Genomic DNA, 12,805 nt, shown 5'->3' on the forward strand with positions numbered 1-12,805 from the left:
GATGGAAGAGTATGAATCTCTAAGCGCGCTTGAGGGTGTGCTTACCGACGTTGCGCTACCGCTGGATCTACCTGAAGCAGCTAATGCGCGGGAAGTGGCGAAGCGGTCCGCGCGGCGCCTGGGGGATCATATCTTGCCGCGGTTGCAAAGTCTGGATGCGCCGTTGGTATGCGTGGTGGGCGGCTCCACGGGAGCGGGTAAATCAACGATCGTGAACTCGCTAGTGGGCCAGCACGTGTCTGCCTCGTCCGCTAAACGGCCAACTACCAGGAGCCCGCTTTTGCTTCATCGCGCAGAAGACGCGCGCTGGTTTGAAAATGAGAGGATACTTCCCACCCTGCCTCGTCGCCGGGTAACTACGGATGCGCCGCCCTCTGCTCCGAGTGCGGACGTGGGGAATGAGCTGGAGCTTCGCGCAAATGAGCAGGTCCCAAGCGGCCTTGCAATCATTGACGCTCCCGACCTGGATTCGGTGGTTGCGGATAATCGGGCGCTTGCACGGCAGTTGCTGGACGCGGCTGACCTATGGGTTTTTGTGACCACAGCAGCCCGATATGCAGATGCGGTTCCATGGCGAATGCTCCAGGATGCGGCGGCGAGGAACATCGCGATAGCAGTGGTTTTGAATCGGGTGCCGCATGGAGCTGTGGAAGAGGTCCGCGCAGATCTTTCGAGCATGCTGGCACAGGCGGGGCTGGCAAGCGCACCCCTAATCGCGATCGAGGAATCTGCCCTCACAGATGGAATGATTTCGCAGGAGAATCTGCGTCCTCTATTGAACTGGTTGACCTCCCTAACCGATACGGCAGCAGCTCGCGCTGAGACCGCGAGGAGGACGCTGCGCGGATCTGTTGCAGAACTACTTGACGGCCTCTCACTGGTTGAATCTGCTTTGGTGGAGCAGGCGGTTGTGGCGACGGATGGTCTTGCCGTGCTCGATGCCCGAGTTGACGGTGCGGTGCGCAGGGTAGCTACCCAAACTGGAGATGGAACTCTGCTGCGGGGCGAGGTGCTCGCCAGGTGGCAAGAGGTGGTGGGAACTGCTGAGCTTTCGCGTCGAATCGATGAGGGCGTGTCTTGGTTGAAAGCCCGCGTAACCGGCTTTTTGACGGGTAAACCCGTGAGCGCGCAGCCGGTTGAAGCTGCGCTCGGTGACGGATTACGTGCGTTGCTGGCGGATGAGATTGCTCGTACTCACGACGAAGTTAGGCGAACTTGGGCGCAAAGCAGGGCAATGCGAGATGTTGAGGCCGAGGTAGAGCCGGTACCTACCACGCGTTTTGATGAGATGGCCAAGGAACTGACCCGCGAGTGGCAGCGTAGTCTGTTGCAAATGGTGTCGGACCAGGCGGGATCTAAGAAGCTTTCGGCTAGGTTCCTGGCGATCGGCGTGAACGTCCTCGGTGTTGCACTGATGATCGTTATATTCGCTTCTACAGGTGGTTTGACGGGGGCTGAGGTTGGGGTTGCGGGAGCAACTTCGGTGGTGGCTCAGCGCCTGCTCGAATCTGTGTTTGGAGACCAGGCGGTCTCGTCGATGACGAAGCAGGCGCACAGTGATTTGCAGGAGCGCTTCCGCGCAGTGGTAAGTGAATCGCTTGCACCGTTTACGCGCAGCATGCCCAAGGTGTCGGACCCTGAAGAACTTAGTAGAGCTGTTCAGCGTGCACGGCAAACATGGGAGCGAGGCGACCATGCGAATCTTTAACCGAATTGATGACGCGCCGATTGACGCGCGCGTTCGCGACCTCGCCACGGTGCTGGAGCTACTCGGCGATGACCTGCCGGCCGACAAACGCGGCGAGTATACGCGGGTGGCTGATATTGCAGCGGATCGCCTTGCCCTCGATCCCGACATGACCGTGGTGGCACTGATCGGAGCTACGGGATCAGGTAAGTCAAGCCTGTTTAACGCACTACTTGAGGTGGATTTGGCGCCCGTTGGTGTGCGCCGGCCGACCACGACTTCGATAATGGCTGCCAGCGCTCCGGGAACGCAGTCGAATGCGATTTTGGATTGGCTACAGATTAAGAATCGCGTGTACATTCCGGCGGGGCTTGGGCTATCTCGTGATGTAACGATTTTGGACATGCCCGACGTTGACTCGGTGAACGCCCAGAATCGCGAGGGCGCCCAGCGTCTTGCGCAGCGAGCAGACATCCTGGTTTGGGTGGTCGATCCGCAAAAGTATGCTGATGATGTTTTGCACTCGCAGTTTATTAAGCCGTATGCGAAGCATTCGCGCGTCACCATCGTGGCGCTCACGCAGGTCGATCTGCTTTCGCCCGGTGACCAGATGGTGATTGTGGATGATTTGCGAGGTCTGCTTGCCGCTGACGGCCTGCAAAATGCTCGCATTGTGCCTACTTCTGCAAAGACGGGGGAGGGCATTGCCGAGCTACGCATGCACATTAACGATACCGCGCAGGTCCAACGCATTGAGTCGGCGCGGTTGAAGGCTGACGTGAGTGACGTGGCCAGTCGCATCCGCTCTGACTTGGAGCAGACGTGTAGCGTACTTCCAGCTGTGAAGGAACGCGATGTGGTTAGGGATCTAACCGAGGTTAGTGCACGAGCCGCTGGAGCGCCGCAGGTTGCTGACGCGGTGCGCCGAGCCTACATTCATCGCGCGAAGAAGCATGTCGGTTGGCTTCCTACCCGCTACTGGCGTAACTTGCGACCCGATCCGCTGAAGCGCTGGCATTTAGGAGAAGGCAAAGGCGAACTGCACTCTATGCAGGTAAGTGAGGTATCTAGCTCTTCGCTACAGGTGAGTTTGAGGTCTCTTACCGAACGCGTTGCGCAAGGCCGACCACGCGTGTGGGCTAACGACCTGCGGGAGGTTGCAAGTGAAGCTGGCAGTGGCATAAGCGATGACTTGAATGAGGCGGTGGCCAGTACAGACCTCGCTATTCGCGATGAGACATCGGGGTGGTGGCGTTTTTCGAATGCGTTGCAGTGGCTCGGCTGGCTGGTTGCACTTATTGGAGCTTTATGGCTTGCAGCCGTGTGGGCTTCGCGAGAGTTCCTGTTGATCAATTGGGATCTTCCGCGTTTCCACGAGGTGCCCTATCCTACCTGGATGCTTCTAGGGGGCCTAGCCTGGACGCTGCTGGTGGTTCTCATCTCGCACTTTGCAACGCGGATGGTTGCAAGAAGACTTGGGGGCCGCGCTGCACAGTCACTGCGAACCAGTATTGAGACAACGGTACGGGCAAAACTCTGGGCTCCGCTGCATGCCGAGGATCAGCGGCAACGTCAGATCGTGGATCTGCTCTCGCGCCTGTAGCACGGCCAGCTCGCATGAGTTGTCATAAAACGCCTGTGGTAAACACTAGGGCAGTACTATCTCGCACTGATAACGAGGAGTTCGCGCGCAGGTTTTGCCTGAAAACCAGTTTGGGTGCGTAGACGCCTACCTGCCGTGTACGTGACATCAAAGTAGTGAAACCGCCAATTCGTTGAGAGGATCTCTTCGAAAAAGTTGTCGTCATCCACGGTGCGGTTACTCATGGCTACCCCGCAGTTTTTGTCATGAACGAGCATTTCCATCCACTCGCAAAGCTGCTTTTGGTGCTCGTCATCAAAATCTGTGCCGTAGGAAGTGAAACTTCCGCGATAGGGCGGATCGCAGTACACAAAGCTACCGTCTGGAACCAGGACTTGCTTGTAATCAGTGCTGTTAATCTCTGTGCGTTGCAAGGCATCTGCCCAAGCTAGCAGCAGGGGTTCTTGAAAGACCTGTTCTTTGGCCTTGTGGTTCAGCAGGCCCGCAGGGGTGGCAAAAAGGCCTCCACCCTCTTTATTCGTCTGCCAGATTCCATTGAATCCGGTGCGCATTAGAAAATAGAGCAGTGCAGAATCCTGGGTTTTCCAATACTCGCGACGCTTGTCATAGTAGAAGGATTTGCGTCGTTCTTTGCCTTCGATCGTAAGGTATTCGTCTGTTAAGGCATCAACGGCTTCGATGAAGCAAGCCGCATCGGTTTTTAGTGCCCGGAGGATGCCTGCGAGTTCACTGTTGACGTCGTTGATTATGAAGCCAAGTTCGGGGTTTGCCTCAGCGTATTGGTTGTAGAGGTTGCAAAATACTGCGCCGCCTCCAAAAAACGGCTCTACGTAATTGCTGTAATGCGAGAGGCTTGGGAACTTGTCCTCGTAGTGCTTGAGCAATCTGCTCTTGCCCCCGGCCCACATGTAAAACGGTTTTAACTGCTCCATGTAGCTAAATCTTCACTACCACCAAGGTTGTTCTCGTTGATTCTTAACGTTTGTTTGCCTTTAAGTCTTGCAAATCCCCAACCAGCGAGTGCGAAGTTGGGGATTCACAGCATACCTTGTACAACAAGCCAAGCGGTTTAATGGAAGCGTTTCCTCTTGAAACCGCTGCGTCCGCGCGAATGCGAGGCGAAGTCGCGGCCTCGTTTACCTAGGCGGCGCTTCTTGTCACGAAAGCTGCCACCGTCGCGCCGGTTTTCAAACGGTTCTTCCTCCCCGGCGCGCCTATCGCGGTGGCGGGATTCGCGCCTGTCTGCGCTCTCATGGTTGCGCCTAGATGGGCCGCGATCCTTTTTGATGCGAAGCTGCCTGCCGGAAATGGTCGCACGCCCGATTTTGCGTTCCGCGTCATCGGTTAACGGCAGTGCCATATCAACGAGGGAGAAGGTGGGGAAGATGTCGATGCGGCCTAGATCCTTGCCGTCAACGCCGCCCTCGTTCGTGATCGCACCAACGATCGCTCCTGGCTTCACGTTGTCCTTATGACCAACCTCCACCCGATAACGGTGCCTAAACCCGGATTCGGGTATGCGGCCAGCTCCGCGATTCTTAGCTTTCTTAGGTTTGTCACGTCCCTCTTCGAACGATGCGACAACGAAATTGCCGTCTTCATCCAGCACTTCTTCGCGTCGAATACGGCCGCTGCCGCGGCGCTCAGGATCCTCCACGCGCCCAAGGTCACCAATAGCCTGCGCGAGAAGCGCCGCAGCAAGGTCATCTAGGTCAAGCTCACCGGTGTCAGTGATTTCATTGATGAGGTCGTAGTACAGCTCCAGCCGCCCGGCCTCGAGCCGGCCAGGAAGCTTGTCGAGAAGGCGGCGCGCGCGCACGGCCGAGACTTCGCGCGGGGTGGGGATCGCGACCTCGGTCATGGGGGTGCCGGTCAGCTTCTCAATCTTGCGTAGGCGTCCGCGCTCGCGCGGCGTGAAGAAGGTGAGCGAACGGCCAGATCGTCCCGCGCGGCCGGTGCGACCAACGCGGTGAACGTAGGCTTCGGCTTCACGCGGTACATCGAAGTTCACCACGAGGCCAATGCGATCCACATCAAGGCCACGCGCTGCCACGTCGGTGGCAACCAGCACGTCGAGCGATCCGTCACGCAAACGACGCATAATTCGCTCGCGCTCGTTTTGCGAAACATCGCCGGAGATACCTGCTGTTTTGAAACCGCGCCGGGTCATGTCAGCCGAGACCTCGTCCACATCGGATCGGGTGCGAACGAACACTATTGCAGCGTCTTCATCCCGGGTAGCCAGGACGCGGCCGAGAGCGCCAAGTTTATGTTTGAACGGCACCACGGCATACGTTTGCTCTAGATTGTCAGCTGTAGAGGCTTGCGGGGCTACCTCTACGCGCACAGGGTCGGTAAGGTAGGCATCCGCGACTTTTTGGATGGCGGGCGGCATGGTTGCAGAGAATAAAGCGTTCACTCGCTCCTGCGATTCAGGCATAGAAGCAGCGATGGTTTCCACGTCTTCGGCAAAGCCCATGCGCAGCATCTCGTCGGCCTCATCAAGCACAAGGATGCGCACGTTTTGGAGCTTCAAATAGTCTTTGTTGATGAGGTCGATAATGCGGCCAGGCGTGCCCACAACGATCTGTGCGCCTGCCTTCAGCGCCCGGATCTGCGGCGTGTAGGAGGAACCGCCGTACACGGTGACGACGGAGACCGGCAGGTACTTCGCAAAGGACTCGAGGGCAGTTGCACTTTGCATTGCCAGTTCACGCGTAGGGGCAAGCACCACGGCTTGAACGTGTTTTTGCTCAGCGTCGATCAGGCTAAGAAGGGGAAGACCAAACGCAGCGGTTTTGCCGGTTCCCGTTTGGGCGATGCCCACAATATCGCGGCCCTGCAGAAGAGGCGGGATTGAGCCTGCTTGGATAGGAGTGGGCGTTTCGAAGCCCATCTCGTTAATCGCATCCAAAATTGGCGCAGAAAGAGAAAGGTCAGAAAATTTGGGGGATTCCATGGCATCCATTCACTAGAAAAAGAAATGCCGCATCCCCCCCCCGTCACACATACTCTTGCACCATCATTGGAGGCTAGCGGCTACTGAAACTCTACCGAAAATGTCTTGCCGGTCGATAAACCTCGGTGGTGAGGTTCCTTACAGCCCCTGTTTACCTGGCTGCTTTAGATGCTGGCTACTCGCTTAACTCCAATGATGCGTGTGGAGGCAAAGATAGCGAGGATGGCGAAGCTGATTGACACGAACGAGGTAGGGAGGTACGGAGATACGCCGCCGCTTAGGTGCGCCCATCCCGATAGAGCCACCGATGACAATCCCATTGCGAGGGCGGGACCGAGTGCGTCAGCCAACTGCAAGGAAGCAGAGACGTCGCCGTGGCGCGATTTTGCTGCCACTCCAAGTGCAAGATCAGAGGAAGTTGAATGAGCTAAGCCTTGGCCCAACCCCATGATGGCAAACCCTGTAATAGAGACGGCTGGGGAAATGGACTGCATGGGCATGGTTACTACCAGTAGCGCGCCCAGCAGAATGAGGCTTGATCCAACTCCAGGAATCTTAGTGCGGCTCTCCCATAGGGCCACACGCGCTTGCGCCCACGATCCGATGGTCCAAGCAACAGAACCGATCGCGATTGCCCAGCCCGTGGAGGCAGGACTCCAACCGTGTACGCGGTCTAGAACGAGGGGTAGGAAGAACTCTGCACCAATGAGGGCGGCCATGATTGCCATGCGCATGGCCACGATGGAGGGCACACCCGTGGAGGCTTTGAAAGTGCCTTTAGGAAGTAGACGAGGCATACCGATTACAAGTAGCGCGGCTCCGATGATCACGCCTATCCACATGGATACTTCGCTGAGGCCACCGGCAATCTGCAGGGCAACGATACCGGCGCTCGTAAGTAGAGCGGCTACGAATGCCGGTGGTGGGGTAGCCTCACCGGGCTCTTTGGCTGGCATGCGACGCAGAATTGGAATGAGGGGAAGCAGAGCGGCCAGCGCGATGGGGATGATAAGCCAAAACACGGGCCTCCAGCTCCAGTGCTGGACGATGTAGCCGGCAATGGAAGGGCCGATCATTGAGGGTAATACCCAAGCGAACGAGAAGACCGCGAAGAAGAATGGGCGGCGTTCGTTTGATACCACGTCACCGACCATGACGTATAGCGGCACCATGATCATGCCTGAGCCAAGGCCTTGGATCGCGCGGCCAACAATGAAGACCGCGAGGTTTGGCGCCACGCCCGCGGCGAGTGCGCCAAGCGAGAACATGGTCATGCCGAACACAAGGGGCCTTCTAACTCCCATCTTGTCGGCCCACCAGCCAGCGATCGTGGTAGAGAGAATCTGACCGGCCAAAACCATTCCCGCGGCAAGCGAATACCAGCGGTCTCCGCCCAGGTCTGCAACAACCGTAGGCATCGCATTAGTGGTTGCAAGCGCTTCAAAAGCCAGGCAGGTAATAAGTACTACCGAGCCGATTAGAAGGAGTTTTTCAATCGGAGTAGAGGTGGTTTTGTTCCGCGCTTGCTTCATACAGTCCAAGGTAGAGACCAGCCAAAAAAATAGCAAAATCTCCGCGCCTTGTCGTTTAGCCACGACCTCACGCCCCATTTATGAGGCCGTGGACAACGCCAACACGTAGCAAACATTTTTTAGGAGTGGGGCAAAGGGTTTAGGATTGTGTCGCGCCCGCCCGTCTCGCGGTGCCGCTAAATCTGAAAGGAACGCCGAATGCTGCGTACACACAATATTGGATCTTTGAACGCGTCACTGGCTGGCCAAGTTGTTACCTTGGCAGGTTGGGTTGACCGCCGCCGCGACCACGGTGGGGTTGTATTTATTGATTTGCGAGATGCGTCCGGCGTGGCGCAGGTGGTTGTGCGAGATGAGGTAGTCGCGCACCAGCTTCGCTCCGAATTTGTCCTGCAGGTGACAGGCGAGGTGTCGCTCCGTCCCGAGGGTAACGAGAACTTAAACATCCCTACGGGTGAGATCGAGGTGCTCGGTGACGACGTCAAGATCTTGAACACTGCGGCCGCACTGCCGTTCCAGGTGTCTGATCATGCTGATGACTCGGGCAAGGTAGGAGAAGAAACGCGTCTGCGTTACCGTTACCTAGACCTGCGTCGCTCAAGGCTGCAGCATGCAATTCGTTTGCGTTCGCAAGTGTCGAAAGCAGCACGCGCTGTCCTCGATAATCATGACTTCGTTGAGATCGAAACCCCAACGCTGACCCGTTCCACGCCGGAGGGGGCGCGTGACTTCCTTGTTCCTGCCCGCCTCGCGCCGGGTTCTTGGTACGCGCTCCCGCAGTCCCCGCAGCTGTTCAAGCAGCTCCTCATGGTCGGTGGCATGGAACGCTACTACCAGATCGCGCGCTGCTACCGCGACGAGGATTTCCGCGCGGACCGGCAGCCGGAGTTCACCCAGCTCGATATTGAAATGTCATTTGTGGACCAGGAAGACGTAATCGCAGTTGCCGAGGACGTCCTCAAAGCTGTGTGGAAGACCATCGATTACGACCTTGAGACGCCGATTGCGCGCATGACGTTCAAGGATGCGATGGAAAAGTACGGTACGGACAAGCCGGATCTACGTTTTGGTCTAGAAATCGTTGACCTGACGGAGTACTTCAAAGACACCCCCTTCCGCGTGTTCCAAAACGAATACGTTGGCGGGGTCGTCATGCCCGGCGGCGGTTCACAGGCGCGCCGTACGTTCGATAAGTGGCAGGAATGGGCGCGTTCGCGCGGTGCACGCGGCCTCGCATACGTGACGATTAGCGACGAGGGTGAGCTTGGCGGCCCCGTTGCGAAGAACATTTCCGAGGCGGAGCGGGCTGGCCTTATGGAGGCTACGGGCGCGAAGCCAGGGGACTGTATCTTCTTTGGTGCAGGTAAACCGTCGGAGGCCCGGGCCCTGCTCGGTGCAACCCGTCTTGAGGTGGGCAAGCGCGCCGGCCTCATCGACGAAGATGCATGGTCTTTCGTATGGGTTGTTGATGCTCCACTGTTCAAGGAAGCCGGACAGGATGACGACGTGGACCTCGGCTCTTCGAAGTGGACCGCCGTACACCACGCGTTCACGTCTCCAAACCCGGACTGGATCGACAACTTCGAGGAAGATCCGGGTAACGCCCTCGCCTACGCTTACGATATTGTCTGCAACGGCAATGAGATCGGTGGCGGCTCCATTCGTATTCACCGCCGCGACGTGCAAGAGCGCGTATTCAAGGTGATGGGTATTGGTGAGGAAGAGGCCCAGGAGAAGTTCGGCTTCCTTCTTGACGCATTCAAGTTTGGCGCTCCACCGCACGGTGGTATCGCATTTGGTTGGGACCGTATTGTTTCGCTCCTTACCAAGTCGGAGTCGATCCGCGATGTGATTGCGTTCCCGAAGTCGGGCGGCGGCTACGACCCGCTCACCCAGGCTCCGGCGCCGATTCCAGATGAGCAACGCGCGGAGACGGGCGTGGACTGGAAGCCAGAGGTCGAAGAGGACTAGCCCTAAGCGCTCCTGCGCGCCGGCTGGCCGAAAATGCTCCCCACTGGGTGGACGGGAAACCGTTCCGAGCCGTGGGGAGCATTCATATGCGTCTGCCCGCGAAGCGCTCTGGCAAATCCACTCGATCGCGCGCGTTATAGGTGACGGGGTGACTACAATGAGTTATGGCATACATTGAGATTCACCCGGAAAATCCGCAAGTTAGGTTCGTTAATCAAGCTGTTCAGCTGTTGCAGGATGGGGGAGTTATCGCGCTCCCAACCGACTCTGGTTACGCGGTTGCGACCACAATGGGTAACAAGGACGGGCTGGAGCGGATTCGCCAGATCCGCCACCTTGACGAAAAACACAATTTCTCCCTCCTGTGCCATAACTTTTCGCAACTTGGCCACATCGTGATTGTGGACAATAAAGCATTCCGCACCATCAAGGCGTTAACTCCAGGCCCTTACACGTTCATTTTGCGTGGCACCAAGGAGGTGCCGCGTCAGACGTTGAACAAGAAGAAGCAGACCGTGGGAGTGCGTATCCCCGACCACAAGATCACGCAGGCGATAGTGGAGGCTCTGGGTGAGCCCATGCTTTGTTCCACTCTGATCATGCCGGGTGAGGACGAGGCGCTTTGGGATCCCCAGGCGGTGAATGATCGCGTTGGCCACCTCGTTGACATGGTTCTTGGAGGCCCGGTTGGCAACGCGGGAGCAACAACGGTTATTGATTTCACCAGCGGTAGTCCTGAAGTTGTGCGCCAGGGCGCAGGATCAACAGATCTGTTCGACTAATCAATCATGGAGGAGGGCGCGGATAGCGCCCTCCTTTTATTTGCCCAACATCGGTAGGCGGGCAGGGGATACAACTTCGCGCGGACATTGCTGAACAACTAGGGTTGGGGTTATGGACATTTTTGAGGCGGCGAATATGGATCCGATTGGGATCCCAAAGGCCGGTGAGGCCGCTCCGCTGGCGGTGCGTATGCGGCCAAGTTCGGTTGAGGAGGTGCTCGGTCAAGACCACCTATTGAAGGATGGCTCTCCGTTGCGGCGTCTCCTTGCGCCGGCGGATTCCTCGCGCGCCGTGTCCTCTTTGATTTTATGGGGCCCGCCGGGGGTGGGGAAGACAACGCTCGCATATTTGATTGCGCGCTTGTCGGGACGTCATTTTGAGGAAATCTCGGCGGTGAATGCCGGCGTTAAGGAAGTGCGCGCCGTAATCGCATCGGCTAAGCGCCGCCTGGGCGCAACCGGTGAAGAAACTGTTTTATTTATTGACGAGGTCCATCGCTTCTCTCGCTCCCAGCAAGACGCCCTGCTCCCTGCGGTTGAAAATCGCTGGGTTACCCTGGTGGCTGCAACCACGGAAAACCCGTCATTTTCAGTTGTCAGTCCACTGCTTTCCCGCTCGATTTTGCTTACGCTGGAGCCGCTACAAGATAGTGATATTGAAGCTCTCGTGCGCCGGGCCTTGAACGATAAGCGCGGTCTGGACGGGCGCGTCGGAATAGACGATGAGGCGCTTGAACTACTGGTGCGCCTGGCCGGTGCGGATGCTCGCCGCTCGCTTACGATATTGGAGGCCGCGGCTGCGAACGCTATCGATAGTGAAAGCCGGGCGATTGAGCTCGATCACGTATCGCGTGCCGCTGACGCCGCCCTCGTACGCTACGGGGAAGACGAGCACTACGATGTGACATCCGCCTTCATTAAATCTATGCGAGGTTCTGACGTCGATGCAGCTATTCATTACCTGGCGCGCATGCTCGAGGCGGGTGAGGATCCGCGATTTATTGCCCGGCGAATCATGATTTGTGCATCTGAAGATGTTGGCATGGCTGATCCAACGGCACTACAAACCGCTGTTTCGGCCGCTCAGGCGGTGCAAATGATTGGCATGCCGGAGGCGCGAATACTGCTATCGCAGGCGGTTATTGCAATCGCTACAGCGCCGAAGTCAAACGCCTCATATCTTGCTGTTGATCGTGCTATTGCTGATATTCGCGCGGGTAAGAGTGGGCCGGTGCCAAAACATCTGCGGGACGCGCATTACGCCGGTGCGAAGAAGCTCGGTCATGGAAATGGGTACGTGTACGCGCACGACGAGCCCTACGCGATCGCGGCTCAACAATACTTGCCGGATCAACTGGAAGGCACGCAGTACTACGAGCCCACGTCCAATGGCTTTGAGGCAAGCATCACTAAACGGCTTGAGAACGTGCGTAAACGCTTAAAAATGCGGTAGACTGCGAAGGTTGCAAAAAGCAACACCCTGGGGTCTTAGCCCACGCATTGCGCAGAGGTGGCCCCGCGTAGGTGACTACGCGATTCGTTTTGAAGAAACAGGAAGGAATTCCACATGGCACAGAGCTCACGCCGCCAGGTGCGTCTATCGCGCTCCCTTGGCGTTGCACTAACTCCGAAGGCAGCCCGCTACTTCGAAAAGCGTCCGTACGGCCCCGGCCAGCACGGTCGCGCCCGCCGTCGTCAAGATTCTGACTACGCGGTTCGTCTGAAGGAAAAGCAGCGTCTACGCGCACAGTACGGTCTGCGTGAGGCGCAGATGCGTCGCGCATTCGAAGAGGCCCTCCGTATGGAAGGCATCACCGGTTCGAACCTGGTGCAGCACCTCGAGCAGCGCCTCGATGCGCTCGTACTACGTTCCGGTTTTGCTCGTACCATTGCGCAGGCCCGCCAGTTCGTGGTGCACCGCCACATCCTCGTTGATGGAAAGATCGTTGACCGCCCGTCGTTCCGCGTGAAGCCGGGGCAGACCATCCAGGTTAAGCCAAAGTCGCAGACCACCACGCCGTTTGAGATTGCTGCGCAGGGTATTCACCGCGACGTGCTTCCGGCAGTACCGGGCTACCTTGAGGTTGACCTTGAGCGTCTGCGTTCAACTCTTGTTCGTCTGCCGCAGCGCGAAGAGATTCCGGTAGTTTGTGAAGACCAGCTGGTCGTTGAATACTACTCGCGTTAATCTTTAACTTTTCAAGTGCCCCGGTTTTGCCGGGGCACTTGCAGTACGTACGCACCAGTTAGCGCCCCGCGATTTCAGTTTCC

General features: G+C 57.5%; 9 protein-coding genes. 6 read left to right on the top strand and 3 right to left on the bottom strand.

Features of this window, described 5'->3' with window-relative positions:
- Position 1 precedes the first annotated feature (1 nt).
- Together HMPREF1628_RS02840 and HMPREF1628_RS02845 are read left to right on the top strand one after the other, a co-directional pair.
- Positions 2-1,708 carry a GTPase domain-containing protein gene (locus HMPREF1628_RS02840; protein ID WP_052038814.1) on the top strand — a complete coding sequence of 569 codons (1,707 nt, stop codon included), beginning with the start codon at positions 2-4 and terminating at the stop codon, positions 1,706-1,708.
- On the top strand, positions 1,695-3,290 hold the full coding sequence (locus HMPREF1628_RS02845) for a GTPase family protein (RefSeq protein ID WP_034507633.1): 1,596 nt from the start codon (positions 1,695-1,697) through the stop codon (positions 3,288-3,290). The genes HMPREF1628_RS02840 and HMPREF1628_RS02845 overlap by 14 nt, the downstream gene beginning before the upstream one ends.
- A 56-nt stretch (positions 3,291-3,346) precedes the next feature.
- Here the strand turns inward: HMPREF1628_RS02845 and HMPREF1628_RS02850 are convergent, their stop codons facing one another.
- The 3 genes from HMPREF1628_RS02850 to HMPREF1628_RS02860 all read right to left on the bottom strand — a co-directional run bounded on the left by HMPREF1628_RS02850 (position 3,347) and on the right by HMPREF1628_RS02860 (position 7,781).
- Entirely contained in the window at positions 3,347-4,222 is an 876-nt protein-coding gene (locus HMPREF1628_RS02850; protein ID WP_034507635.1) for a DNA adenine methylase, read from the bottom strand.
- A 137-nt stretch (positions 4,223-4,359) separates the two neighbouring features.
- Positions 4,360-6,249, bottom strand: coding sequence for a DEAD/DEAH box helicase (locus HMPREF1628_RS02855; protein WP_034507887.1), 1,890 nt, complete (start codon positions 6,247-6,249; stop codon positions 4,360-4,362).
- A gap of 164 nt (positions 6,250-6,413) precedes the next feature.
- Positions 6,414-7,781, bottom strand: coding sequence for an MFS transporter (locus HMPREF1628_RS02860; protein ID WP_052038835.1), 1,368 nt, complete (start codon positions 7,779-7,781; stop codon positions 6,414-6,416).
- A gap of 198 nt (positions 7,782-7,979) precedes the next feature.
- Here HMPREF1628_RS02860 and aspS point away from each other — a divergent pair, with 198 nt between their 5' ends.
- From aspS to rpsD, 4 genes are all read left to right on the top strand, one after another.
- Complete coding sequence (aspS, locus tag HMPREF1628_RS02865) at positions 7,980-9,752, top strand: aspartate--tRNA ligase (RefSeq protein WP_034507637.1); 1,773 nt, start codon at positions 7,980-7,982, stop codon at positions 9,750-9,752.
- Between the two features lie 164 nt (positions 9,753-9,916).
- Entirely contained in the window at positions 9,917-10,534 is a 618-nt protein-coding gene (locus HMPREF1628_RS02870) for an L-threonylcarbamoyladenylate synthase (RefSeq protein ID WP_034507640.1), read from the top strand.
- 112 nt (positions 10,535-10,646) lie between these two features.
- A complete protein-coding gene (locus HMPREF1628_RS02875) occupies positions 10,647-11,987 on the top strand; it encodes a replication-associated recombination protein A (protein ID WP_034507643.1) in 1,341 nt (446 codons plus the stop codon).
- A 114-nt stretch (positions 11,988-12,101) separates the two neighbouring features.
- Positions 12,102-12,722 (top strand): 30S ribosomal protein S4, encoded by a 621-nt coding sequence (gene rpsD, locus HMPREF1628_RS02880; protein WP_034507645.1) that lies wholly within the window; start codon positions 12,102-12,104, stop codon positions 12,720-12,722.
- Positions 12,723-12,805 lie beyond the last annotated feature (83 nt).

The organism is Actinomyces sp. S4-C9 (genome assembly GCF_000758775.1).
Taxonomy (GTDB): domain Bacteria; phylum Actinomycetota; class Actinomycetes; order Actinomycetales; family Actinomycetaceae; genus Gleimia; species Gleimia europaea.